General features: G+C 69.5%; 19 protein-coding genes. 7 read left to right on the top strand and 12 right to left on the bottom strand.

The features are described from left to right. Positions 1-2: 2 nt before the first annotated feature. The 4 genes from IPJ78_02980 to IPJ78_02995 form a co-directional block, all read right to left on the bottom strand. On the bottom strand, positions 3-1,133 hold the full coding sequence (locus tag IPJ78_02980; GenBank protein MBK7905504.1) for a glutamate--cysteine ligase: 1,131 nt from the start codon (positions 1,131-1,133) through the stop codon (positions 3-5). A gap of 1 nt (position 1,134) precedes the next feature. Continuing rightward, complete coding sequence (locus IPJ78_02985; protein MBK7905505.1) at positions 1,135-2,322, bottom strand: cation:proton antiporter; 1,188 nt, start codon at positions 2,320-2,322, stop codon at positions 1,135-1,137. Positions 2,323-2,464: 142 nt separating this feature from the next. Continuing rightward, positions 2,465-3,706 (bottom strand): MFS transporter, encoded by a 1,242-nt coding sequence (locus IPJ78_02990; GenBank protein ID MBK7905506.1) that lies wholly within the window; start codon positions 3,704-3,706, stop codon positions 2,465-2,467. Continuing rightward, positions 3,703-4,932, bottom strand: a complete 1,230-nt coding sequence (locus tag IPJ78_02995) for a cation:proton antiporter (protein MBK7905507.1) — start codon at positions 4,930-4,932, stop codon at positions 3,703-3,705. Before IPJ78_02995 ends, IPJ78_02990 begins: the two co-directional genes overlap by 4 nt. 86 nt (positions 4,933-5,018) lie before the next feature. On the opposite strand from IPJ78_02995, the gene IPJ78_03000 reads away from it, so the two are divergent. Beyond that, positions 5,019-5,993, top strand: coding sequence for a calcium/sodium antiporter (locus IPJ78_03000; GenBank protein MBK7905508.1), 975 nt, complete (start codon positions 5,019-5,021; stop codon positions 5,991-5,993). Between the two features lie 13 nt (positions 5,994-6,006). Further along, the gene (locus tag IPJ78_03005) at positions 6,007-7,290 is read left to right on the top strand and encodes a VWA domain-containing protein (GenBank protein MBK7905509.1); all 1,284 of its coding nucleotides are present in this window, start codon (positions 6,007-6,009) and stop codon (positions 7,288-7,290) included. On the opposite strand, the gene IPJ78_03010 is transcribed toward IPJ78_03005, so the two are convergent. The 4 genes from IPJ78_03010 to IPJ78_03025 are packed head-to-tail and all read right to left on the bottom strand — an operon-like array spanning position 7,283 to position 14,229. Next, on the bottom strand, positions 7,283-8,746 hold the full coding sequence (locus IPJ78_03010) for a tetratricopeptide repeat protein (GenBank protein MBK7905510.1): 1,464 nt from the start codon (positions 8,744-8,746) through the stop codon (positions 7,283-7,285). The two genes, IPJ78_03005 and IPJ78_03010, sit on opposite strands and share 8 nt — an antisense overlap. Positions 8,747-8,789: 43 nt before the next feature. Next, positions 8,790-11,834 carry an efflux RND transporter permease subunit gene (locus tag IPJ78_03015; protein MBK7905511.1) on the bottom strand — a complete coding sequence of 1,015 codons (3,045 nt, stop codon included), beginning with the start codon at positions 11,832-11,834 and terminating at the stop codon, positions 8,790-8,792. Continuing rightward, positions 11,831-12,877 carry an efflux RND transporter periplasmic adaptor subunit gene (locus IPJ78_03020; protein ID MBK7905512.1) on the bottom strand — a complete coding sequence of 349 codons (1,047 nt, stop codon included), beginning with the start codon at positions 12,875-12,877 and terminating at the stop codon, positions 11,831-11,833. Before IPJ78_03020 ends, IPJ78_03015 begins: the two co-directional genes overlap by 4 nt. Then, on the bottom strand, positions 12,874-14,229 hold the full coding sequence (locus IPJ78_03025) for a TolC family protein (GenBank protein MBK7905513.1): 1,356 nt from the start codon (positions 14,227-14,229) through the stop codon (positions 12,874-12,876). Before IPJ78_03025 ends, IPJ78_03020 begins: the two co-directional genes overlap by 4 nt. 139 nt (positions 14,230-14,368) lie before the next feature. Between IPJ78_03025 and IPJ78_03030 the strand changes: the two genes are divergently transcribed. The 3 genes from IPJ78_03030 (at position 14,369) to IPJ78_03040 (ending at position 16,457) form a co-directional block, all read left to right on the top strand. Next, the gene (locus tag IPJ78_03030) at positions 14,369-15,016 is read left to right on the top strand and encodes a TetR/AcrR family transcriptional regulator (protein MBK7905514.1); all 648 of its coding nucleotides are present in this window, start codon (positions 14,369-14,371) and stop codon (positions 15,014-15,016) included. Between the two features lie 17 nt (positions 15,017-15,033). Next, on the top strand, positions 15,034-15,678 hold the full coding sequence (locus IPJ78_03035; GenBank protein MBK7905515.1) for a HupE/UreJ family protein: 645 nt from the start codon (positions 15,034-15,036) through the stop codon (positions 15,676-15,678). 167 nt (positions 15,679-15,845) lie between these two features. After that, positions 15,846-16,457, top strand: coding sequence for a hypothetical protein (locus tag IPJ78_03040; GenBank protein ID MBK7905516.1), 612 nt, complete (start codon positions 15,846-15,848; stop codon positions 16,455-16,457). Between the two features lie 2 nt (positions 16,458-16,459). Here the strand turns inward: IPJ78_03040 and IPJ78_03045 are convergent, their stop codons facing one another. Next, complete coding sequence (locus IPJ78_03045) at positions 16,460-17,920, bottom strand: serine/threonine protein kinase (protein MBK7905517.1); 1,461 nt, start codon at positions 17,918-17,920, stop codon at positions 16,460-16,462. 165 nt (positions 17,921-18,085) lie between these two features. Then, positions 18,086-19,396, bottom strand: coding sequence for a citrate synthase (locus IPJ78_03050; GenBank protein MBK7905518.1), 1,311 nt, complete (start codon positions 19,394-19,396; stop codon positions 18,086-18,088). A gap of 233 nt (positions 19,397-19,629) precedes the next feature. On the opposite strand from IPJ78_03050, the gene IPJ78_03055 reads away from it, so the two are divergent. Together IPJ78_03055 and IPJ78_03060 are read left to right on the top strand one after the other, a co-directional pair. Continuing rightward, positions 19,630-20,406, top strand: coding sequence for a sulfite exporter TauE/SafE family protein (locus tag IPJ78_03055; protein MBK7905519.1), 777 nt, complete (start codon positions 19,630-19,632; stop codon positions 20,404-20,406). Then, positions 20,403-21,857 (top strand): amino acid decarboxylase, encoded by a 1,455-nt coding sequence (locus IPJ78_03060; GenBank protein ID MBK7905520.1) that lies wholly within the window; start codon positions 20,403-20,405, stop codon positions 21,855-21,857. The genes IPJ78_03055 and IPJ78_03060 overlap by 4 nt, the downstream gene beginning before the upstream one ends. 3 nt (positions 21,858-21,860) lie before the next feature. Here the strand turns inward: IPJ78_03060 and ppsA are convergent, their stop codons facing one another. Further along, positions 21,861-24,323: a phosphoenolpyruvate synthase gene (gene ppsA / locus IPJ78_03065; GenBank protein ID MBK7905521.1), complete on the bottom strand. Its 2,463-nt coding sequence runs from the start codon at positions 24,321-24,323 to the stop codon at positions 21,861-21,863. A 36-nt stretch (positions 24,324-24,359) separates the two neighbouring features. Next, entirely contained in the window at positions 24,360-24,584 is a 225-nt protein-coding gene (locus IPJ78_03070; protein MBK7905522.1) for a hypothetical protein, read from the bottom strand. Between the last annotated feature and the right edge of the window lie 164 nt (positions 24,585-24,748).

Genomic DNA, 24,748 nt, shown 5'->3' on the forward strand with positions numbered 1-24,748 from the left:
CGTCAGGCCGTCGCACCCTCGCCGAGCCTGAAGCGGTCGAGGGCGGAGTCCACGACGCCCTCCATGCTCCCGCGTCTCGTGTGCTCGGCACGGAGGTGGCTGGCGTCACTGCCCTCGTGCGCCATCCGGTAGACCAGATCGAGCGCCGGCGTCGCCTGCGCAATGTCGGCATGGGCCTCGACCTGGCGGAGCGTGGTCAGCACATCTTCTCGCAGCGAGACCACGTCGAGGCCCTGCGGCACGACTATCGTGCCATCGAGGCCGAATCGGCAGGCCTGGAAGCGATTGTAGCTGTAGACGAGGTAGTCATCCTCGGCGGGTGGCGGACCGGGGCGTTCGAGTAGCCACCGACAGAGGGCCTGCAGGTACGCAGCAAGGGCCGCGGCCCGCTCCACCGAGAGCGGCGTGTCGCAGACGCGGAGCTCGATCGTCCCATACTCCGGCTTGGGGCGGATGTCCCAGTAGAAGTCCTTCATGCTCTTCACGACGCCGGTGCGCTCCATCTTCGCGAAATAGGCCTCGAACGCGTCCCACGTGAGCACGAAGGGGGCGCGGCCACTCAGCGGGAAGGCCGAGACCGAATTGAGCCGCGCCGAATTGAAGAGGGTGTCCTTCCCCTGCACGAACGGGGACGAGGCGCTCAGGGCGATGAAGTGAGGGACGTACCGATTGAGCGCGTGGAGCAGATAGAGGGCGTCGTCGCCGCTCCCGCAGCCGACGTGCACGTGTTGTCCGAAGACGGTGAACTGCTTGCTCAGATAGCCGTACAGCGCGGAGACCTCACGGAATCGCGGCTTTCGGAAGATCCGGCGATCGGTCCACTGCTGGAAGGGATGCGTGCCACCGCCGCAGACACCCACGTTGAGGCGCGCGCCGGCCTGGACCAGGGTGTCGCGCACCGCCGTCAGTTGTTCGAGCAACGCGGGATGGTCGTGATGCACGCTCGTCGCGATCTCGAGCATGCTCTCGGTGATCTCGGGCGTGACCGACCCGGGGAACGGCTTCCGTCGCAGCAGCTCGAGCATGTCCGGGCTCGCCGCGGTGAGATCGAAGTCGCTGAGGCTCACGAGCTGCAACTCCAGTTCCACGCCGAGGCTGAGCGGAACGGACTTGGAAAAGGGTTCCAGCGGCATCTTACGCCTCCCTGCGGTCGGGGAGCTCGCCGGCGAAGTGCAACGCGCGGCCGACGACGATGGGGCCGAGCATCTCCATGAGCAGCGAGGCGGCGGCGAGGGGTGCGAGTTGATCGAGCATGCCGAGCCCGACGAGGTGCGATTGCTCGAGCACGACGATGACGATCGCCGACATTGGCGCCATCGCGATGCCGGTGAGCAAGCCCTTTCGCCAGGAGGTACCGCTCAGGAACGCGAGGGCACCGATCGCGGCGGCCTTCGCGAACTGGCGCACGAGAAGGATCGCGATCCCGAAGCCGAACCCTGCGCCGACCTGCCTCCACTCGAGCCGGACCGCGACGAACGTGAAGAGCAGCACGCCAAGCAGGTCACCCATCGTGCCGAAACCACGCTGGGTGGGCGTGAGGAACACGCGGCGGTGCCGTGAGACGAGGCCGAAGGTCAGGGTCGCGAGCACGGGAGAGAACTCGAGGCTGTGGTTGAGCGCGACGAGTCCGATGACCGCGAGGGCATACGCGACGGTGCTGTCCTGCGTGGTGCGACGAACGGTCTTCAGCAGGGCCGGCACGAAGGCCCCCATGAGATACCCCGAGAGCATCGCCGCGCCGAGGACGAGCACGGTATCGTAGGCCGCCTCGGGGACGTCATCCACGGAGCCGGCGGGCGTCAGGCCAAGCAGGACCTTGAGGACGAGGACCGCGAGCGCACTGTTCAGCGCCGAGAGATGGAGCACCCGCTCGGTCACCTGGCCCGAGCTACGCAGTTCGTTGAGCACGCGGACCACCGTCGCGGGCGAACTCGCCATGGCGAGGGCCGCGAGCAGGAGCGACGGCGCCTCGGGCATCCCGCGCCAGCGGACCAGTGCCCATACGGCGACGAAGGAGAGCGTGGACTCCGCAACACTCGTGACCGCGAGCCACGGATTGGCGCGCAGCCAGCGGAGGTTGATGCGGTACCCCGCTTCGAAGAGGAAGAGGCCGAGCGCGATCTTGGCGAGCAACAGGATCCCGTCGGACGGCGAAGCCGGCAACAGCCCACCCTGCGATGCGGCCAGGAGGAATCCCACGGTGGCGTAGCTGCTTATGCGCGGGACGCGAAGCCAGCGCTGTCCGAGCTCCCCGGCGACCCACGCCAGCAGCAGTGCGAGTGGCCACGCGAGGTCCGCCGCGAGCCGAGCGACATCGAACATCGGATCCTCCGGAGGCCAGGGAACGGCACGGATGGTTGCTCGGCGAGGCGGCAGCACTCACGCGACGCGAGCAGCGCCCAGAGGCGCGGCGAATGAACGTCTACCCTGCAATCCTCGCCGTTGTTCCCGTCGTGCGCAACCCTCAGTCGCGGGCGAGCCCCGGATGTCGGCGGAAGGCCCAGGTCGCGAATACCAGCATGAGGACCGCGCCACCGCCGATCGCCCACTCGACGCCCGCGCGGCGGGCGACCCAGCCGCCGACGAAGCTGCCGATCGGCGAGCCGCCGACGTAGACCATCACATAAAGCGAGAGCACGCGTCCGCGAAGCGAGTCGGGGACGAGCTCCTGCAGTCGGGCGTTCACGTGGACATTGTTGATCATCATCGCCGCCCCCACCGCGTAAAGGAGCAGACCATTGAGCAGCGGCACGCGGACCAGTGCGAACAGCAGGAGCAGACCGGCGAAGCCGAACGAAGCAGCCCGGAACATCCGTCCGCGGGCGGCACTGCCACCGACCACGGCGGTCACGAGCGCACCGGTGACCGCCCCGAGCCCGAGCGCGGCCATCAGCGCACCGTAGCCGTCCGGGCCGAGGGAGAGCGCGTCACGCGCAACGACGGGGAGCAACGTGATGACGGGCACCCCGAGGACCGAAAAGACGGTCGCGATGAGCAGGAGGATCGGGAGCGGCTCGGTCTCGCGGACGTGACGGATCGCGTCGCCCATGCCGGACAACGGGGTGGCCGACGAGCGCGGCACGGCGCGATGCTCGGGCAGGTCGATCAGCGCCAGACCGGTGAGCACGGCGAGGTAGCTGAGAGCGTTGAGGCCGAAGGTCCAGGGGACGCCGAGACGGGCGATCACGAGCGCGGCCACGCTCGGCCCCGCGACGCGCGCGAGGTTGAAGCCCATGGAGTTGAGTCCGATCGCCGCGGGCAGGTCCTCACGACCGACGAGTTCCACCATCAATGATTGACGGGCAGGGATCTCGAACGCCCCGAGCACGCCACCCACCAGCGCGAGAACGATCAGCCACCCGATCGTGAGATGTCCCGTCCATGCCAGGAGCCAGAGCGCCGCCGCCTCGGCGAGCATCAGCGACTGCGCGATCCGGACGACGCGCAGCTTCGAACTCCGGTCGGCGACGACCCCGCCCGGGAGAGAGAAGATGAGGATGGGGAACGTGTTCGCCGCCGACACGAGCCCGACCATGAATGCGTCGTTCGTGAGCTCGAGTGCCGTCCAGCCGACCGCCACCGTCTGCATCCACGAGCCGACGAGCGACGTGGTCTGGCCGATCCAGAATATCCGGAAGTTCCGATAGGCCGCCAGCGTGCGGAACGGATTCATCGACGGTCCGTTGCCGACGCGCGGGGTGCTCATGCGGACGCAGAGTCCTCGGGCTCACCGCCCTCAGGGCCGGTCCGCCGCGGCTCGGAGTCGCCGCGATCCGGGCCCTTGGCCAGCAGGTCGGGGTCCGTCGTCGGCAGTCGAAGGACGAGGCCCGGGATGAGCGTATTCAGCACGGTGTACCAGACGAGCCCGCCGAACAGCCAGGGAGGCAGGACGAATCGCTCGCGCAGGACCTCCGCGATCACGAGCGTGAACACGAGGGTCGGCAACAGCGGCGTCGAGACCCGGAACGCCGCGCGCCATCCTTCTCCGAGCGCGACCCGGCGGTGCGCCACGACGCTCAGGATGCGGACCGGCAGGGCGACCGCGAGGAGGGCGACCCCGGCGACGAACGTCTGCCGCGTGAGATCATCGGCATGCAAGTGCGCCCCCGCCTTGAAGAAGTAGAACGGGACGAAGAAGGACGCGAAGACCTCGACGGCATGGAGCATCTGCTCCGAGGCGAGCGCCGGCAGGTCCCGGCGGAACCGCTGCGCGGCGACGCCGACGAGGAAGGCTCCGACGAGATAGTAGACCCCCAGACGCCGGGTGACGAGTGCGCACACGAGCGCCACGATGATCAGGAACGCGAACTCCGACTTCGGCGCGAACGGCTGGATGACGCGGGCGAAGAGCCGGAACGCGACCGGGACGACGACCACCAGGCCCGCGAGAACGACCGCCGAGACGCCGAATCGCGTCACATCATCGCCTTGGAGCACCACGAACATCACCGCGAGCGCCACGAGTTCGGTCGAGATCGCCTTCGAACGGACCCAGAAGCGCTCGCGCACCGAGAGGCCGTAGCTCCCGAGGGAATCGAGGATGAACCCGGTGGACGGCGTGCCTAGCGCGAGCGCGACCAGCGCGGCCGCGCGGTCGGGGAGTCCGAGGAGGCGCCCGGCCGCCACGCCGAGGCCGACGAGCACCACGGCCTGGACGGCGAGATGCCAGATGAGGACGCGCGACTCCTTCCGCAGTTCACCGAACTCGACCTCGAGGCCCGCGAAGAGGAAGAGCGCGACGATGCCGAGGGTCGCGAAGAGCTGGACGGTGTTGTCGCCCGCGAGTTCGGGAGACGTGAGCCCCAGCGCCGCGCCGAGGACCAGGCTCGTCACCGCGCTCGGCAGACGGAAACGCTGCAGGTACTTCGGGACGACGAAGAGCCCGAAGACCAGCAGGATGTAGCCGATCTCCGGTGTGATCCCCTCGGTCATGCCCAAACCTAGTCCGCGGACCGCCCGAACTCCACGCCGCAACCGACCGACGTGACAGGATCGGCTCCGAAGGTTTGATTCCCGGCATGCCTCTCCTCGTCTCAGTCGCACTCGTCGTGTTCGGGATCGCCATCCTGGGGTTCGGTGCCGACGTCCTCGTCCGCGGCGCGGTGACCATCGCGCGGGTCGCGAAGATCAGCGCCGCCGTCATCGGCCTCACGATCGTCTCGATGGGCACCTCGCTCCCCGAACTCACCGTGAGCGTCGCCGCCTCGTTCCGCGGCGCAAGCGACCTGAGCCTCGGGAACGTCGTCGGCTCGAACATCTTCAACATCGCCGTGGTGCTCGGACTCACGGCCCTCATCCAGCCGATGCGCGTGCACTCGAGCGCAGTGAAGCTCGAATGGCCCTTCATGTTCCTCGCGAGTTTCCAGTTGCTCCTGCTCGCGCGTGACGGGCAACTCGACCGCCTCGAGGGTGCGTTCTTCGTCATCGGGATCGCGCTCTTCACCGCCTATGCCGTTCGCCTCGGACGCACGGCGGTGACCGGGGAGGCGGCGAGCGACCTCCAGACCGAGGTCGGCTCCCGCGCACTCGAGGACGGCACCGCGCAGGTCGGCAAGGCGCTCCTGTTCATCGCCGCCGGTATCGCCATGCTCGTGCTCGGCGGAGAGGTGCTGCTGCGCGGCGCGATCGAACTCGCCCGGGCCGCGGGCATGAGTGAACGGGTGATCGGGCTCACGATCGTCGCGGCTGGTACCGGCACCCCGGAGGCCGCGACCTCGATCATGGCCGCGCGGCGCGGACAGGGCGAGATCGCCCTCGGCAACGTCATCGGATCCAACATCTTCAACATCCTCGGCATCCTCGGCATCACCGCGCTCATCGCACCCATCGCCGTCGGCGACGCGATGGTCGGGAGTGACATGGTATGGATGCTCGTCTTCTCGGCGATGCTCTTCCCGATGATGCGAACCCGCTTCGTGCTCTCGCGGCTCGAGGGCGGATTCCTCGTCGCTTCCTACGGAACCTATCTCACCCTCCTGGTGTTGGGCGGATAGGCCCCGAGGACCCATGCGATTCCATACCTACAGCAAGTTCAGCCCGGAATCCGCGGACGCGGTGGACCTCCAGGCGCTGCTCGACAACCTCGCGGACTTCCTGCTCCAGTCGGGATTCGCGGGTGGCGGCGATCCCGATCCATGGGGCTATCGCGACCTCGATCAGGGCGGCGACCGCTCGATGGACGCCCTCAAACAGGCGATCCTCGACGCGCTCATCCAGTCGGGGCAGTTCACCCCCGAGATGCTCGAGGCCCTCCGCGGCGACGGCGACGACATCTCCGAGCAGAAGCTCTCCAAGCTCCTCGACGAGATCGTCCAGCGCCTGATGGCCGAGGGGTTCCTCAAGGCCGAGAACGCGCCGCAGGCGCCGGCGGGGCACCAGTCGGTGTTCGGCCCTGGGGGGCTCGCCAAGGCCGCCGCGCAGGACGTCCAGTTCGACCTCACCTCCAAGGGCATCGACTTCCTCGGGTACAAGTCGCTGCGCGGGATCCTCGGCGGGCTCGGCAAGAGCAACTTCGGATCGCACGACACGCCCTGGCTCGCCACCGGCATCGAAGCAGACGCAGGGAGCAAACCGTACGAGTACGGCGATGTGCTCAATCTCGACGTCAACGAGACGCTCAAGAACTCCATGATGCGCACAGGATCGCTCGAGGTGCCGATGGACCTCGACTACAGCGACCTGATGGTGCGGCAGAGTGAGTACCGGTCGAGTTGCGCGACGGTGCTCATGCTCGACTGCTCGCACTCGATGATCCTCTACGGCGAGGACCGGTTCACGCCGGCCAAGAAGGTCGCGCTCGCACTCACGCACCTCATCCGGACGCAGTTCCCCGGAGACAGCATCAAGGTGATCCTCTTCCACGACTCGGCGGAGGAGATCCCGATGGGCGCGCTGGCCAAGGCACAGGTCGGCCCGTACCATACGAACACGGCCGAGGGGCTCAAGCTGGCGCGACGCCTCCTCATGGCGCAGAAGAAGGACATGCGCCAGATCGTGATGATCACCGACGGCAAGCCGAGCGCGCTCACGATGCCCGACGGACGGATCTACAAGAACGCGATGGGGCTCGACGCCTTCGTGCTGCAGGAGACGCTCACCGAGGTCGCGGCCTGCCGCAAGGCGGGGATCCCGGTGAACACCTTCATGCTCGCGCGAGACCGCGCCCTCGTGGAGTTCGTGAAGATGGTGAGCGCGATCACCCGCGGGCGCGCCTACTTCACGAACACGATGACGCTCGGGCAGTTCATCCTGATGGACTTCCTCAAGCGGAAGACCAAGAAGGTCAGCTGACGTCCCTGCCGACCGGCGGCATGGGCGCCGGATCGGGATCGTCGGGGTGCCAGGCGTCGCCATAGAGCTTCGGCCCGCAACTCGTGCAGATGCTGTGGCTGAACATCGCATCGGAGCGGTTGGAGATGTACGACTCCACCGCCTCCCAGAAGCCGCGGTCGTCCCGGACCTTCTTGCAGCTCGCGCAGATCGGGATGAGGCCCTTGAGCGTCCGAACCTCGGAGAGCGCGGTGCGCAACTCGTCGTTGGTGCGCTCCAGCGCCGCGTTGGACTTGGAGAGGAGCGCCTCGCGCTCGAGGCCGCGACGGCCGAAACGCGCCAGCTGCACGACCACCACGATGCCGAGCACGAGGACGAAGGCGCCGAGCACACCGATCACCCGCTGCCGGAGGATCGTCGCTTCCTGCACCCGCTGCTCGGCCAGGAGCCGCGCGGTCTCCCGTTGTTGCTGCTCCCGGTCGAGCCGCGACTCCATGATCGCGATGCGCTGCGCCGTCGAGCGCGCGAAGACCGTGTCGCGCAGCGCCTCGGCCGCGCGAAGGGCCGTCAGCGCCGCATCCGCGCGACCGCGCGTCTGCTCGACCTCCGCGAGTCCGCGCAACGCATCGAGCGCGAACACGCGCTGCTTGGTCTCGCCCGCGATGGCGCGCGCACGGGAGAACTCGCGCGCCGCGGCGGCGAGATCCCCCTTCGCCCGCCACGCCTGTCCGAGGTGGAGGCGTGTCCTGGCCTGGCTCCGGGCGTTTCCCTCCGCTTCGGCGACGCGAAGGACGTCCCGGAGATGCCCGATCGCGAGGTCCGGGGCCCCGTCCCGCGTCTCGACCACGCCAAGCGCCACCATGTTGAGCGCCCAGCCGCTGGTCGCCGAGTCGGCGATCTCCGTTGGTGAACTCCGTGATGCGTAGAGCGCGAGCGAGCGCGCGATGAGCGCGCGGGCGGAGGACTGCTCACCGAAATCGCTCAGCAGGAGCGCCTGGGTGTTCAGCGCATACCCGAGCACCACGGGGGCCTTGATCGCCTCCGCCACGGCAACGGCCTCCGCGAGCACCGGCCGCGCACGGTCGAACTGCTCCCAGTCCTGGTAGGTCTTCCCGATGTTCGTGAGCACCCGCGCGATCCCGATGGAGTCGCCGAGTGACCGTCGGATCTCCAGAGACCTGAGGAACGCGTCGAGCGCGAACTCGTACTCGCCCACCTGATACTGGGAGGAGCCCATGCTGTTCAGCGAACTGGCCATCCCGGCGCTGTCGCCGAGCTGCTCGCGGATCCTCGCCGCTTCACCGAACTGCACGGCCGCACCGTCGAACCGGTTCGCTCGGAACAGCTCGCGGCCACGCGCATGGTGGTCCTCCGCCGCGATCGAGTCCGCCGCTTGCGCCGAGACGGCGGTCGCAGCGGCGCCCCCCCAGAAGAGGAACGCCGCGACGAGGTACCGGATCCGAAGGCGCGCGGGCATCGCTGAAATCAGCCCGGTCCGCGGCCCGGGCGCCAGCCGCCGATCACCCTACATCGTCGGGCATGGGGGGTAGCAATTCGTATAGGACCGGGGTCACCAGGCGGCTCAGCAGCGTGCTGCTCACCAACCCGCCGATGATCACGATCGCCAGCGGCGAGTAGAGAGAGCTCCCCTGGATGGCGAGCGGGAAGAGGCCGCCGATCGCCGTCGCCGAGGTCAGCACGATCGGGACGAACCGGATCTTGCCGGCCTTCTCGATCGCCTCCCGCAGCGCATGCCCCTGCTCGCGCAGCTGGTTCGTGAAGTCCACGAGCAGGATCGAGTTCTTGATCTCGATGCCGATGAGCGCCACGAAGCCGATGACCGCCGTGAAGCTCAGCGTGTACCCCGTGAGCCAGAGTGCCACGATCCCGCCGATGACGCCGAGCGGGATCACGCTCGAGACGATGAGCATGCCGCGGAACGTCTTGAACTCGAGCACGAGGATCGCGAGGATCCCGAACACCGCGACCATGATCGCGGTGCCGAGCCCGCCGAAGCTCTCCTCGCGACTGGCGATCTCTCCCGCCGCCTCGATCCGATAGCCGACCGGCAGCGGGAAGCTGTCGAGCTTCGCCAGCAGGGCACGCGTCACGCGGTCGGTGTTGTAGCCCGTGCGGACCTGCGACTGGACGGTGACCGACCGTTGTCCGTCGAAGTGCTGGACGATGGGCGGCGAGGTCTCGAACGTGAATGACGCGAGCTGGCGCAGCGGTACCTGCGCGCCGGTCACCGAGCCGACGAAGAGCCGGTCGAGCGCCGACGCGTCCTTGCGCGCATCGCCAGGGAGCCGGAGCGTGACGTCGTACTCCTCGCCGTCGGTGTCGCGAAACCGGCCGGCCGGGAGGCCCGCGAGCCCGAACCGCACCGCCCGATCGATCTCCGCGGTCGGGACGCCGTGCAACCCCGCCTTCGCCCGGTCCAGCTGGAGCGCGAGATCGGTGCGGCTCACGCGCAGCGGGTTCACCACGTCGCGCGTGCCGGGCTCGGATTCGATGAGCGCTTCGAGCCGCGCGGCGATCGCGCGCAGCGAGTCCAGGTCGCCACCGCGGACGCGGAACTCGATCGGCGCCTCGATCGGTGGGCCGTTCTCGAACTCCTTCACCTCGATGCGCGCATCGGGATAGGCGTCGAAGATGGTGCGCAGCGAGTCGAGCATGGCCGGCGTCGCCGCCGCGTCATACTCGTCGATCAGCACGAAGAGCTCGCCGTAGTTGGTGCGGATGCTCTGCGAGTTGATGTTGTAGTAGATCTTCGGATTCCCGCGCCCGATGTTCGCGTAGGTCGCCCGCACCTCGGGGCGCGCCATAACCGCGCGCTCGGCCACCCGCACCGCGGAGTCGGTCACCGCGAGCGAGCTGCCGACCGGCGCGGCCACCGTCACCAGGAACTGCGGCGTCCCCGCCTTGGGGAAGAGCGAGAACCCGATGCGCGGCACGAGCGCCAGCGCCCCGATGAAGAGCGCGGTCGCCACGACCAGCGTCGAGCGCGGACTGGCCAGCGCGCGATGCAGCCACTGGCCGTAGGTCGCGTCGATCCCGCGGTTCAGCGCACGCAGGAAGACGTTGCCGTGCTCGTCCTCCTCCTCGCGGAGGAAGACGCTCGCGAGGAACGGGATGACCGTGAGCGAGACGAGGAGCGAGGCCAGGATCGTCAGGACGACGGCGCTCGGCATGGAGCGGATGAACTTCCCGGCGGTGCCGGGGAGCATGAGCACGGGCAGGAAGGCGAAGACGAGCGTCGCCGTGGTACCGAGGACGGCCACGAAGATCTGTTGCGTCGCCGCGATCGCCGCCTCCGTGCGGGTACGGCCCTCCCGCAGGAAGCGGGCGATGTTCTCCACGACGACGATCGAGTCGTCGACGAGGAGGCCGAGCGCGATGACGAAGCCGACGATCGACAGCTGGTTGATGGTGTACCCGACCGACTTGAGCAGCGTCACGCCGATCGCGAGAGAGAGCGGGATGCTCACCATCACGATCCCAGAGGCGCGGAGACCCAGGGGGAGGAGGGTGAGCAGGACGAGCAGGATCGCGATGACGAAGTCGATCCCCAGTCGCGACAGGCGAAGCTTCACGTTCGCCGACTGGTCGAAGGGTCGCTCGAGCCTGATCGTCCCCGGCAGCTCGGCCTCGAAGCGGTCCGCCGCGGCCCAGAGGCGGTCGCGGACCGCCATGATGTTCTGGTTCTCCTGCATGTTCGCGGTCACCCAGACCGCGCGCTTGCCATCGAGGCGGGCGTGGTCGGTCAGTTCCTCATAGTCCCACTCGACCGTCGCGACGTCGCGGAGCCGGACCGTGCTCCCCTGGGCGCCGCCGATCACTGTCTCGCGCACCTCGTCGAGCGAGCGGTAGCTGCCGCTGGTCTTCACGTTGAAGCGGCGGCGACCGGCATCGACCGACCCGCCGGGAATGTTCACGCTCTCGCCGCCCACCGCCTGCAACACCGTCGTGAGCGGGATCCGCAGTTCGGCGAGCCGCCCGGCGTCGACGGAGACGCGGACCTCGCGCTGGGGATAGCCCCAGGTGTCAGACTCCTTCACGCCGGCGATGCGCGCGAGCTCGTCGCGCAGCTTCCGCGCCTCCTGGTCGAGCACCGCGTACGGCGCGGTCTCCGACACGAGCGCGAACTGCGCGATGTTGACGTCCATCGGGCTGACCTTGTTCACATCGAGCCGCGCGAGGTCCTGCGGCAGCTCCGCGCGGAGCGCGTTCACCTCGCGCACCACCTCGTCGTACTTCCGGTTCGCGTCGACCGAGACGTCGAACTCGGGGAGGATCACCGCGAGCCCGTCCTCGATGCTCGTCTTCACGCTCACGAGATCCTCGAGCGCGCGCACGCGGTCCTCGATGGGATCGACCACCAGCTGCTCGAGGTCGGTCGGGTTCGCTCCCGGGTAGACGACGATGATCGGGTAGATCGGGATCGGGAAGCTCGGATCCTCCGCGCGCGGGATCGAGAGGATCGAGTAGATGCCCATCGCGAGCAGCGCGACGAACGCGACGACCGTGAACTGGCGGTTCTTGACCGAGAACTCGGCGATCCTCACGGCGCGCGCTCCGCCGAGACGGTGACCACCGAGCCATCGGAGAGACGCGTCGCCCCCGACGTGATCACCTGCGCGGTCGGCTCGAGGCCGCCCGCGAGCGCGGCGAATGCGCCGTCGAGGAAGGCGACGCGCACCCGACGCCGCTCGACGTGCTGGCCATCTGTCGCGAGCACGAAGACCGCAGCGTTGGGGCCGTCGACCTCGAGCAGCGCCTCGGCGGGGATGAACGGCATCGCCGAGCCCGCCTTGGGGCGCAGCTCCGCCTGCCCGATGAGACCGGAGACGAAGCGGCGCCCGGCCGGGGCGAGCGAGAGTTCGACCTCGTAGGTGCCGGTGGCGGGCGAGGCCGCCACGCCGATCCGTTCGACGGTGCCGGTGAACGTCTCCCCGGGGAAGGCGTCGAACGAGAGTGCCGCGTGCGCACCGACCGCGAGGCGCACGGCGTCGCGATCCGCCGCTGCGGCGCGGAGCACCAGCCCCCTTCGCTCGGTGCGTAGGACGAGCACCGGGGCGCCCGGGCCGACGAGCTGTCCCGCTTCGAGCTGGCGGCGCAACACGACGCCGCCCGCCGGCGCGCGGATCACCGCATACTGGCGATTGAACTCCGCCGCCTTCGCCTGCGCCTCGGCCACGTCGAGCCCGGTGCGGGCATCCTCGAGCTGAGCGAGCGTGACGACGGAATCGACGTGCAGCTTCTCGGCGCGCGCGAAGTCGCGACGCGCCTTCGCGAGCCCTTCGCGCGCCGCGGCGACCTGGGCATCGATCTCGGTGAGCGACAGCTCCGCGAGCACGTCCCCCTCGGCGACGGCCTGACCGGCGTCCACGGCGACTCGGGTCACGACCCCACCGATCTTGAACGCGAGCGGCACTTCTTCCTTCGCGCCGACCGTTCCCGTGAGCACGATGGGCGGGAGGTCCTTGCGGAACTCGGGCTTGGCGACGCGCACCGGGATGGCGCGCACCGATTCGTCGCGGGGGGCGGCATCGGCGCCGCCGCATGCCGCGGTGATGAGGAGGAGCGGGAGCAGGAGCGAGCGGTTCACGGCGTGGCCCTCGGGTAGAGCGCGGCCGCACGGTCGAGCTCGACGCGCCGCAGGTAGTAGTCGTAGGAGGTGAAGACGGCGTTGAGTTCGGCCGCGGTGAGCTGCGTGCGCGCCTGGCTCAGTTCGAGCGGCGACGCGAGTCCTTCCTCGGCGCGACGGCGGACCAAGTCGTGCGTGCGCGCGGCGGCCGCGCGCTGGTCCTCAGCGGTCGCGATCGCTGCCCGCGCCACCGCAGCCGCCTGCCAGGCGAGACGCACCTGCAGCTCGACGCCGCGGCGGGCCTCGTCGCCCTGCACCGCGTAGCGCCGCGCATCGAGCGCCGCCTGCTCCGCTCGTGCCGCGTCGCGCCCGCCGTTGAACAGGTTCCACGACGCCACCACCGATAGCGAGGTGTAATCGGCGTCGGAGGCGAAGCGGTACTCGTTGCCCTGGAATCCGTAGTCGAGCGCGACCGCGAGATTGGGGAGATAGTTCGCCTGCACCGCGCGACGCTGCGCGGTCGCCGCGCGCTCGGCCGCACCGAGCGCGCGGAGTTCCGGACGTTCACGAGCACCGCGCGCGATCGCATCCTCGAGCGACGGCAGCGGCCCGAACCCGAGCGTGTCCTCGTCGACGAGCACCGTGTCGGTGAGCGCGCGGGCGAGCATCATGTTGAACGCCTGCGCCGAGGCGCTCGCGAGCTGGCCCGATTCCGCCTGCAGCTGGACCGCCTCGCTCAACTCGGCGCGCGCGCGCGAGAGCGCGTCGGGCGTCGCGCGGCCGGCCTCGATGAGCCGCGTCATCACGCGGACCTGCTCCTCGAGCAGCGTCCGCGTCGCCGCCCGCAGCTCGGCGAGGCGACGCGCCTTCGCATGCTGGAGGTACGCGGACCGGATCTCCGCTGCGACCTGCACGATGGCCGCATCGCGCGTCGCATCCTGCGCGTCCCGGGCCGCGTTCGCCGCGCGATATCCCGCGAGGATCGCCGGGGCGAAGACCGGCTGCGCGACGCGCACCGTCGTCTCCTGCCGGAGGGGCAACCGCACGTTCACGTTCGTCGGGAACTGGCTCGTCCCCGTGAGCTGATTGAGCGTGGCGAAGACGGGATTGATGAAGGCCCCGAAGTCCACGCCGCTGCCGCGGAAGTCGGTGTAGCGCGCGTTGAGCGTCGCCGAGGGGAGGAAGTTCCCGCGCGCCTCGCGCACGACCGCGTCGGAGCGGTCGGAGGCGAGCGACTGCTGGCGGAGCGCGAGGTTCTGCGCGAGGCCGATCGTCACGTACTCATCGAGCACGCGGGACTGAGCAACGGCGGCTCGGGGCGCGAGCGCGAGCACCGGCACGAGGAGGGCGAGCACTGCGGATCTGCGTCGCATCGGGTGTGTCGATCGAGGGGGCGGTCCGGCTTGGAGGCAGCCGTCAGTTCTAGAGAGTTGCCTCTAGTACGAGGATAATTAGTAGAGGGTTTCCTCTACTTGTCAATACTAGACGAAAGTCTCTATTTTGTATTCCTATATGGCCGTCACCCACCCCACCCCCCTCCCTGACTCGCTCGACGCCCGGGCCGCCCGCGCACCGCAGCAGGAGCGCGGACAGCGGCGCGTAGAGCAGATCCTCGACGCCGCGGAGGCGGTCTTCGCGGAGACGGGCGTAGACGGCGCGTCGATGCAGGCCATCGCGGACCGCGCGGAGTCGAGCGTGGGCTCGCTCTACCACTTCTTCCCCAACAAGGAAGCGGTGATCGAGGCGCTGGGCATCCGCTACGCGGAACGCGTGCGACTGGTGAACGAGCAGGCGATGCCGCTGGAGATGGCGCACATCGAGCCCGAGGTACTGTTCGAGCGCGTCCTCTCCTCGCAGATGGCGTTCATCGAGCGCACCCCCGCCTTCCCAGCGATGCAGGACGCGATCCATCGCAACTGCCCGGCGGTCAAAGAGGCGCTCAACAACGCGCTCGTCGGCCACGTGGGCAAGTTCCTCGCGCTGCGCTATCCGAGGATGGCCCCCGAGATGCGCGCGGTGTCGGCGCTGGTCTCGGTACAGACGGTGCACGCGCTCATGCAGCTCGCGTGCATGGTACCCGTGGAGTACCGGCCGGCGGTGGTGGATGAGGCGAAGCGGATGCTCGTCCGGCACTACGCGGCGTACGACGCCCAGCAGTGACCTGAGCCCACCCGCACATGCTCCCGGACGCCCTCACCGCCATCGCCCTTGGCGCACTCCTCGGCCTGAGGCACGCCACTGACGCCGACCATGTCGTCGCGGTGACGGCGATCGTCGCGCGTGAGCGGAGATTGTCGCGCGCCGCGTGGGTGGGTGCGCTCTGGGGCATCGGCCACACGCTCACCCTGCTCGTCGTGGGCGGCGCGATCGTCGCCTTCCGTCTGGTGATCCCGCCACGCATCGGGCTTGGGCTCGAGTTCGGCGTGTCGCTCATGCTGATCCTGCTCGGGTACCAGAACCTCCGTGCCGGGGACGACACCCCGAGCGCACGGCCGGCGGTGCGACCGTTCCTCGTCGGGCTGGTGCATGGACTCGCCGGCTCGGCCGCGGTGGCGCTGCTGGTGCTCGCCACCATCCGCGACACGCTCTCGGCGCTCGCCTACCTGCTGGTGTTCGGGCTGGGCACGGTGGCGGGCATGGTGGCGGTCACGGTACTGCTCGCGGTACCGGCGATGTACGTCGGGGCGCGCGTGAATCGCCTGCAGGCGGGGATCCGGTTCGCCGCTGGCGCGCTGAGCATCGCGTTCGGCGTGCTGCTCGCCCACGAACTGATCGTCGAAGGGGGGCTCTTCTCCGCGACGCCGACGTGGGCGCCGCACTGACCCCGCGCGCCCGCGGGACGAAGCGGCGCACCTCGCGCGGCCCACGACTCGACGAGACGGAGTTGCGGGCGTTCGGCGAGAAGCTCCGCGCTTGGTACCGGCGCAACGCGCGGGACCTGCCGTGGCGCCGCACGCGCGACCCGTACCACATCCTCGTGTCGGAACTGATGCTCCAGCAGACGCAGGTGTCGCGCGTCCTCGACTTCTGGCGGCGATTCCTCGACCGGTTCCCCACCCTCCACCATCTGGCCGACGCGCGCGAGGCGCAGGTGCTCGAGGCTTGGGCGGGGCTCGGGTACTACGCGCGCGCGCGCAACCTGCACAAGCTCTCGCGGGCGGTGGTGCGAGAGGGCCCGCGCGCGTGGGGGGACGAGCCGGGCGACGGTGTCACGCCTGCGGGGACACCTGCATCGCCGTCGCCGAGCGCGCTGCTCCCGAGTCACCCCGACGCGCTGCGCCAGCTCCCGGGCATCGGCGCCTACACCGCCGGCGCAGTCGCCACGTTCGCGTTCGAGCGCCGCGCCGCGCTGGTCGACACGAACGTCGCGCGGGTGCTCACGCGGGTCTTCGCGCCACGTCTGCACCCCAAGCGACCGCGCGACCAGAAGCACATCTGGGCGATCGCCGAGGCGTCGCTGCCGCGCACCGGCAAGGCGACCTGGACGCACAACCAGGCGCTGATGGAGCTGGGCGCGCTCGTGTGCACTGCGCGGGTGAAGCGGTGCACTGCATGTCCGGTCCGCAGGATCTGTCGGAGCGCGGAGGGCGGAACGGGTTGACGTCAGCCTCGCGACGCGATCTCGGCGGCGTAGCGTCGCTCGGCGCGCGCGAAGATCCTCGCGCCCAGCGAGGACATCCAGATCCTGTTCGCCGCGCGCTGCGCGAGCGTGACGCGCACCGGTCGCGCCGTCCAGAGCGCGAGCGAGACGCCGAAGAGGATCGCGATCGACAGGATCATCAGGATCGCCGGCCCGGGCAGGACGCGATCACCGTTCACGTCGAACCTGGCGTATCTGGGCAGGATGGGTATCTGCCCACCGGCGACCATCGCGCCGAAGATCGCGATGACCTTGCGCCTCCGGATGCGGCGCCCTTCGATGGGGTCGGCGAGCAGCAGCTCGCGCGCGCGCGCGGTATCCTCGCCCATCGCCCCGATCGCTGCCCGGACGTCGCTGACCGTGAACCCCTGCCGCACGACGAAGCGGACGCGATCCAGCACCTGTCCGAGAATCGTCAGCGACATCGTGGCCGCGACGACGGTGAAGACGGATCCGAGCAGGGTGGTGGACTGGCCCGAGAATCCCATGAAGACGAGGAAGACCACGCCGAGCATCAGGACGGTCTGGAGTGACTGCGCCGTCTGCTGCTGGAAGAGGCGAAGGAGCGGTGCGACCTCGCGCGAGCGGAGCTGCAGCGAGCCGATCGCGTCGGCCATCGCCTCACCGGTCGCATAGCGCCGGGCGGGCTCCTTGGCGAGGGCGGTGGCGATGACGTCGGAGAGCCCCCTCGGGAACTCGGCGCGCAGGCTGGTGACGGCGGGCGCCGGCAGGGTGAGGTGTTGCATCAGCAGCCTGTGGGCGCTGTCGCCATCGAACGGCGGACGGCCGGTCGCGGCGAAGAATCCCACGCACCCGAGGGAGTACAGATCGCTCCTTCCATCGATCGACTCGGCAGCCGCCTGCTCCGGACTCATGTAGTGCGGCGTTCCGATCGACTGCCCGACCTCCGTGAGTCCGCTCGCCTCCACCTGGCGCGCGATACCGAAGTCGAGGATCATCGGCCTGCCGGTGCCGCGTTCGATGAGGAGGTTGTCGGGTTTGACATCGCGATGCACGACACCTCGCCCGTGCGCATAGCCAAGCGCCCAGGCGACGTCCTGGAGGAGGCGGGCACAATCGGCCGCGTCGTACGGCCCTGACCGCGCGATGCGCTCGGTCAGGGTCTCCCCCTCGACGAACTGCATGACGATCGCGAGCAGGTCCCCCTGCTCCTCGACCGCGTGGACGTGGATGATGTTCGGGTGCGACAACGAGGCCGCGAGCTTCGCCTCACGGACGAAACGTTCCCGTAGCGTGTGCTGCACCGCGAACTCGGGCGGCAGGACCTTGATCGCGACATCGCGGTCCAGGCCTGGGTCGCGGGCGAGATAGACGGCACCCATCCCCCCACGACCGAGCTCGCGAAGGATCTCGTATCGGCCGGCGGTGGCGGCGGCGAGACGTTCGAGGATGGGGTCGGTCATGCTCCGGATCGGCGCGGGCGGGTGGAGGAGGAAAGCTGTGGTGCCGGGTGCGCGGTGCGGAAGAGCGGAGCGGGTGCCGGTGGCGATCCGGGACGCACCGAGGCGGCAACGGAAGAGGGCGAGGCCGCGTGGCCTCGCCCTCTCGTCCTTCACCTCACCCCGTCCTCACTTCTTGATCTTGTGTCCGAGATCGACCTTGGCGGAGTACGGCCGCTCGGCATACCCGGTGTAGATCTGCCTGGGCCGCGCGATCTTCTGCTCCTTGTCGAGCAGCAGCTCCTCCCACTGCGACAGCCAGCCGGCGGTGCGCGCGATCGCGAACAGCACGGTGAAGTAGTCGGTGGGGAAGTGCATGGCCCGGTAGATCAGGCCGGTGTAGAAGTCGACGTTCGGATAGAGCTTGCGCGAGATGAAGTAGTCGTCGCTGAGCGCGATCCGCTCGAGCTCGAGGGCGATCTCCATGTCCTTCGTGAGGCCGGCGACGCGGAGCACGTCGTCGCAGAGCGACTTCACGATCTTCGCGCGCGGGTCGTAGCTCTTGTAGACGCGGTGGCCGAAGCCCATCAGGCGCGCCGCGCCCTTGCCACTCTTCACCGACTCGATGAAGGCAGGGATGTTCTTCACATCGCCGATCTCCTCGAGCATGCGGAGCACCGCCTCGTTGGCACCGCCGTGGAGAGGGCCGTACAGCGCCGCCACGCCGGCCGCGACCGCCGAGTACGGGTCCACCTGCGAAGAGCCCACCGCGCGCACCGCGTTCGTCGAGCAGTTCTGCTCGTGGTCGGCGTGGAGGATGAACAGGATGTCGATCGCCTTCGCGTAGACCGGATGCGCCTCGTACTTCGGCTCCGACATCCGCGCGATCATCGAGAGGAAGTTCTCGGCGTACGGCAGCGAGTTGTCGGGATAGACGTACGGCATGCCCTTCACGTGACGGTAGGCGAACGCCGCCAGCGTCGGCATCTTGGCGAGCAACCGGATGAACGCCACGTCGCGCTCGTGCCTGTCGAAGATGTTCTTCGACGTCGGGTAGAACGACGAGAGCGCCGCGACGCCCGCCGTCAGCATCGCCATCGGATGGGCGTCGTAGCGGAAGCCCTCCATGAAGCGCTTGATGTTCTCGTGGACGTACGTGTGGTAGGTGATCTGCTTCTGCCACTCGTCGTACTCGACCTGCGTCGGAAGCTCGCCGGTGCGCAGCAACCACGCGACCTCGAGGAAGTTCGACTTCTCGGCGAGCTGCTCGATGGGGTACCCGCGATAGCGCAGGATCCCCTTGTCACCGTCGATGAAGGTGATCGCCGAGCGGCACGAGGCCGTGTTCATGAAGGCCGGGTCGTACCCCATGATGCCGAAGTCGTCGGCATTGACCTTGATCTGCTTCAGGTCGGCGGTGCGGATGGTCTCGTCGGTGATCGGGACCTGGTAGATCTTCCCGGTGCGCGAGTCCTTGATCTCGAGGTGGTCGCCCGTCACGGGCGCCTTGGCGTCTGCAGCCATCGTGGAGTTCCGGCTGGGGGGTTGGTCCCGGTCGTGGCAGGGCGCGGACCGGGGAGCGCGCGGGCATCCATGCCCGCGTCAATAAGATAGTATCGGTCGCGCGGGCGAGTGCCCCGCCCCCCCCCGCCCGACGCTATCCTTACGCACGCCCCGGGCCGACCATTGACGCCATCGGGACTTCCCCTGAACGCGCGCCCGGACTTCCCCTGCTGCTGCCACTCCTCGTCGCCCTCGCCGCCGCCGTCGGCGCCGCCGTGAACGCCGTCGCCGGCGGGGGGACGCTGGTGACCTTCCCCGCGCTCGTCGCCTTGGGCGTCCCCCCGATCACCGCCAACGCGACCTCCACCGTCGCGCTCTGGCCGGGGACGATGGCGTCCATGTGGGGCTATCGGGCGGAGCTGCGGGGGGCCAAGGCCTGGGCTCGGGTCTGGGCCATCCCCAGCCTGCTCGGCGGGGTGATCGGCGCGAGCCTCCTGCTCGTCACCCCCGAACAGCGGTTCGCCCAAATCGTTCCGTGGCTCATCCTCGGGGCGACCGCGCTGTTCATGGCCCAAGGGCCGCTCCTGCGTCGGCTGCGGGAGGCCGCGCCCCATCGCACCATCGAGAATGCCGACGGCACCCTCGCCCCGCCGCCGGCACCCTTCCTCGCTGGCCAGCTGCTCGTCGGGATCTATGGCGGGTACTTCGGCGCCGGCGCCGGGATCCTCATGCTCGCCGCCCTCGGCCTGATGGGACTCACGAACATCCATCAGATGAACGGCCTGAAGAACTGGGGCGGCGGCCTGATGAATCTCGTCGCCGTGCTCATCTTCGCCGCGAGCGGCATCGTCGACTGGCCCCTCGCGATCGCGATGGCCGTCGGCGCCACGCTCGGCGGGATCGGTGGTTCGCTCCTCGCGCAGCGCGTCGGCCAGACCTGGGTCAGGCGCGCGATCGTCACCATCGGGCTCGGCTCCGGGCTCGCCATGCTCTTCGGACTCATATGACCATCCCTCCGCTCGACCCGCAGGACTGGGACGCCTACCGCGCCCTCGCGCATCGCATGGTCGATGACTCCATCGACTTCCTGCGCGACGTCCGCACCCGTCCCGCCTGGCAGCCGATGCCCGCTGAGGTGAAGGCGCACCTCGCCGGTGAACCGCTTCCGGTGAAGGGGGCCGGGGACGCCGCGGCATACGACGATTTCCTGCGGTATGTCCGCCCCTATCCCAATGGCAACATCCACCCGCGCTTCTGGGGTTGGGTGATGGGCACCGGCACGCCGCAGACGGCGATGGCCGACTTCCTCGCGTCGGTGATCAATCCCAACGTCGGCGGTCTCGAGCAGGCACCGAAGTTCGTCGAGCAGACCGTCGTCCGCTGGCTCGCCGAGGCGATGGGCTATCCGTCGGATGCCGGCGGGATCCTCGTGAGCGGCGGCACGATGGCGAACGTCCTCGCGCTCGCGGTCGCGCGGAGGCACGGCGCCGGGTTCGACGTGCGCACCGACGGCCTGCAGTCCGGCCAGCCGACGCTGCTCGTCTACGCCTCGAGTGAAGTGCACGGATGGCTCCCCAAGTCGTGCGACCTCCTCGGACTCGGCAAGGCGGGCTTCCGCCCGGTCCCGGTGAACGACGCCTTCGAGGTGGACGTCGCCGCGATGGCGACCATGATCGCCGCTGACCGCGCCGCCGGGCATCGACCGTTCTGCATCATCGGCACCGCGGGAACGGTGCAGACCGGCGCGACCGACGACCTCGTCGCGCTCGCCGACCTCGCGGCACGCGAACGACTCTGGTTCCACGTCGACGGCGCCTTCGGTGCGATGGCCGCACTCTCCCCAGCGACCGCGCCGATCGTCCGCGGCATGGACCGCGCGGACTCGATCGCGTTCGACCTGCACAAGTGGGGTTATCTGCCGTTCGGGGTCGCCTGCGTGCTCACGCGTCGCGACGTGGATCTGACCAGCACCTTCTCCATGCAGGCCGCCTACCTCGCTGGCGAGGAGCGCGGAGTGTTCGGACGGTCGGGGATCCACTTCGCCGACCGCGGCATCGAGCTCACGCGCCGCTTCTCGGCCCTCAAGGTCTGGATGTTCCTCAAGGCGGTCGGCTTCGAGACGCTCGGCGCGCACATCGCGCGGAATGTGACGCAGGCGACGCGACTGGCCCGCCTCGTCGATGCGCACCCGTCCCTCGAGCGCATGGCCCCTACGCCGATGAATATCGTCGTGATGCGATATGCGCCCGCGACACTTGCGCCGGAGCGGCGCGACGCGGTGAACCGCGAACTGCTGCTCCAGCTCCAGGAACGGGGGATCGCCGTGCCGAGCGGCACGACGATCCGCGGTGCCTACGGCATGCGCGTGGCGATCACCAACCACCGCTCCGACGACTCCGACTTCGACGCGCTCGTCGAGGCGACGGCGCGACTCGGCGCGGAGATCGCGGCGGGCTGACCCTCAGACGGTCGCGTGCTCCGCGCCTGCGGCCGCGGTCGCCGCGGCCGCCTTCAGCAGAGGCGAGTGGTGATGCCACCGCTCGTAGGCCAGGCGCACCTCGGCGTCGTGCACGCGCGTCCGGACCTTGATGATGCTGCCGGGATCCACCGAGATCGAGTCGATCCCCTCCGCCACGAGCAGGTCGGCGAACGAGGGATCGTCGCTCGGCGCCTGCCCGCAGAGTCCCACCGGGTCGCCCTGCTGATGCGCGCGGTGGATCACCTGCCGGATGAGGGCCAACACGGCGGGATCTCGCTCGTCGAACCCGGGGGCGAGGAGCGCCGAGTCGCGGTCGATCCCGAGCGTCAAGTGCGTGAGATCGTTGCTCCCGATCGAGAATCCGTCGAACCGGTCGGCGAAGGCCTCGGTGAGGATGACGTTCGAGGGCACCTCGCACATCACGTAGACCTGCAACCCGGCGAGACCGCGCACGAGTCCCTCGGCGGCCATCGCCTCGAGCACCGCATCGGCTTCCTCGGTCGTGCGGCAGAACGGGATCATGAGGACGATGTTCGTGAGCCCGATCGCCTCGCGGGCCATGCGCATGGCGGCGCACTCCAGCCGGAATCCCTCGGCGTATCGCGGGTGCGTGTACCGCGCCGCGCCGCGGAACCCGATCATCGGGTTCTCCTCCACCGGCTCGAAGTCCCGTCCGCCGAGGAGCCCCGCGTACTCGTTCGTCTTGAAGTCGCTCATCCGGACGACGACCGGCTTGGGCCACTGCGAGGCGGCGAGCGTCGCCACGCCGCGCGCGAGCGTCTCGATGAACCACCCGCCCGGCCGCGCCTCGCCCACGCGAAGCGCCTCGACCTCCGCGCGAACCACGGCGTCGGTGATCCGCTCCGGATGCAGCAACGCCATCGGATGCACGCGCGCCTCGTTCGCGATGATGAACTCCATGCGCGCGAGCCCGATGCCGTCGGCCGGGAGCCGCCAGTGCCGCAAGGCGCTCCCGGGGTCGGCCAGGTTGAGCAGCACACGCGTGGCGGTGTGCATCGGCACGTACGGCTCGGCCGGGGTCTCCTCGAAGCGGAGGCGCCCCTCGTGCACCAGCCCCTCATCCCCGCTCGCGCAGCTCACCGTCACCTCCGCGCCGTCGACCAGTTTGGTCGTCGCGTCGCCGGTGCCGACGACGGCGGGGATGCCGAGCTCGCGGCTGAGGATCGCTGCATGGCAGGTCCGGCCGCCGTGATCGGTGACCACGGCCGCGGCGCGCCGCATCAGCGGGAGCCAGTCCGGATCGGTCATCTCGGTCACGAGGATGCTGCCGTCCGCGAACGGCTCCTCCGGTCCGTGCACGACCCGGACCGGTCCCAGCGCGATCCCAGTCCCCACGCTGCGACCGCGCACGAGGACGCGCGACGCCTCGACCAGATGCCGGACGGGCGCGCCGCGGGCGACGTCGCGCGCCTGCGCCGTCTCGGGGCGCGCCTGCAGAATGAACAGATCGCCGGTCACGCCGTCCTTCGCCCACTCGATGTCCATCGGCGTGGGTCGGCCGGCGAGCTCTGAGTAGTGTTCCTCGATCCGCATGGCCCACCGCGCCAGCGTGATCGCATCGGCCGTGTCGAGCGCGAAGCGCGCGCGCCGGTCCGCCGGCACGTCGACCGTGCGGGTGCGCAGCTCACCCTCTGCGAGCACCATCATCGTCGCCTTGGCGCCGAGCCGACGACGGAGCAATGGATCCGGCGCATGGCGCGCGATGGCCGGTTTGAAGAGCAGGAGCTCGTCCGGATCGACCGTCCCCTTCACCACGCTCTCGCCAAGGCCCCAGGCGGCGTTGATGAGCACCGCCTGGGGGAATCCTGACTCCGTGTCGATCGTGAACATGACGCCGGCGCTGCCAGCATCCGCTCGTACCATGCGCTGCACGCCGACCGAGAGCGCGATCGTCGCGTGGTCGAACCCGTTGGCCTCGCGATACGCGATCGCGCGGTCGGTGAAGAGCGACGCGAGGCAACGCACGACGCTCGCGAGGAGCTCCTCCTCGCCCTGCACGTTGAGGAAGCTCTCCTGTTGTCCGGCGAAGCTCGCGGTGGGCAGATCCTCTGCCGTCGCGCTGGAACGGACCGCGACGGCAGGGGCGCCGAGAGCGCGATACGCCTCGAGCACGGTCGCGCGCATGGGATCCGGGAGCCGCCCGGCACGGAAGGCGGCACGGATGGAGGCCCCCACATCGCGCGGTGCGCGCGTGCCGGCATGGAGAGCCGCGATCTCGCGCGCGATCACCGGCCCGAGCCGGTTCTCGGCGACGAAGGCCCGGTACGCATGCGCCGTGGTCGCGAAGCCTGGCGGCACGGGCACACCAGCGCCCGCGAGCTCGCGGATCATCTCTCCGAGTGACGCGTTCTTCCCGCCGACACGTGGCACGTCGGCGGCGACGAGTTCATCGAAGCGCAGGACCCAAGGGTCGAGCGTGGGCATCTGGACTCCCGGCGCCCGCGGCGCCGCGTGAGTCGGTCAGGCGTCGAGCTTCCGGCGTTTCCGGTTGTCGCGCATGACGACGGCGGTCGCGACGAGCGCTCCCGCGATGGCGCCGGCCTTGAGCGCCTTCTTCGTGGTGCGCTTGACGCGCGCGACCTTGGCCTGGACCGACTTGCGGCCCTCGTTCACGAGGAGCTGCGTCTCGATCGCGTCGACGGCGCGCTTCGTGGCGCGTCCGAGTCGAGTGGTGAGCTTGGGCATCCGTTCCTCCGGATCCGGACCCCGTGAGGCGGGGCCGCCGAGCGCCGACGGTGCGGCGCTCACCTGCACACTAGGTCCGGGACCCCGGCAATGCCATCGGGAGAACCCTGCGCCCTGTCAGGCGACCGACGGCGGGGTTCGGATGACAGGGTGCAAGCCCCGCG

The sequence above is a fragment of the Gemmatimonadota bacterium genome (assembly GCA_016714015.1).
GTDB lineage: Bacteria > Gemmatimonadota > Gemmatimonadetes > Gemmatimonadales > Gemmatimonadaceae > Pseudogemmatithrix.

What these genes read in the sequence shown, in the direction of transcription:
- IPJ78_02980 (MBK7905504.1), bottom strand. Translation starts at nt 1,133, where the DNA reads ATGCCGCTGGAACCCTTTTCCAAGTCCGTTCCGCTCAGCCTCGGCGTG.
- IPJ78_03005 (MBK7905509.1), top strand. Translation starts at nt 6,007, where the DNA reads ATGCGATTCCATACCTACAGCAAGTTCAGCCCGGAATCCGCGGACGCG.
- IPJ78_03030 (MBK7905514.1), top strand. Translation starts at nt 14,369, where the DNA reads ATGGCCGTCACCCACCCCACCCCCCTCCCTGACTCGCTCGACGCCCGG.
- IPJ78_03040 (MBK7905516.1), top strand. Translation starts at nt 15,846, where the DNA reads ATGCTCCAGCAGACGCAGGTGTCGCGCGTCCTCGACTTCTGGCGGCGA.
- IPJ78_03035 (MBK7905515.1), top strand. Translation starts at nt 15,034, where the DNA reads ATGCTCCCGGACGCCCTCACCGCCATCGCCCTTGGCGCACTCCTCGGC.
- IPJ78_03000 (MBK7905508.1), top strand. Translation starts at nt 5,019, where the DNA reads ATGCCTCTCCTCGTCTCAGTCGCACTCGTCGTGTTCGGGATCGCCATC.
- IPJ78_02995 (MBK7905507.1), bottom strand. Translation starts at nt 4,932, where the DNA reads ATGACCGAGGGGATCACACCGGAGATCGGCTACATCCTGCTGGTCTTC.
- IPJ78_02990 (MBK7905506.1), bottom strand. Translation starts at nt 3,706, where the DNA reads ATGAGCACCCCGCGCGTCGGCAACGGACCGTCGATGAATCCGTTCCGC.
- ppsA (MBK7905521.1), bottom strand. Translation starts at nt 24,323, where the DNA reads ATGCCCACGCTCGACCCTTGGGTCCTGCGCTTCGATGAACTCGTCGCC.
- IPJ78_03070 (MBK7905522.1), bottom strand. Translation starts at nt 24,584, where the DNA reads ATGCCCAAGCTCACCACTCGACTCGGACGCGCCACGAAGCGCGCCGTC.
- IPJ78_03060 (MBK7905520.1), top strand. Translation starts at nt 20,403, where the DNA reads ATGACCATCCCTCCGCTCGACCCGCAGGACTGGGACGCCTACCGCGCC.
- IPJ78_03025 (MBK7905513.1), bottom strand. Translation starts at nt 14,229, where the DNA reads ATGCGACGCAGATCCGCAGTGCTCGCCCTCCTCGTGCCGGTGCTCGCG.
- IPJ78_02985 (MBK7905505.1), bottom strand. Translation starts at nt 2,322, where the DNA reads ATGTTCGATGTCGCTCGGCTCGCGGCGGACCTCGCGTGGCCACTCGCA.
- IPJ78_03045 (MBK7905517.1), bottom strand. Translation starts at nt 17,920, where the DNA reads ATGACCGACCCCATCCTCGAACGTCTCGCCGCCGCCACCGCCGGCCGA.
- IPJ78_03010 (MBK7905510.1), bottom strand. Translation starts at nt 8,746, where the DNA reads ATGCCCGCGCGCCTTCGGATCCGGTACCTCGTCGCGGCGTTCCTCTTC.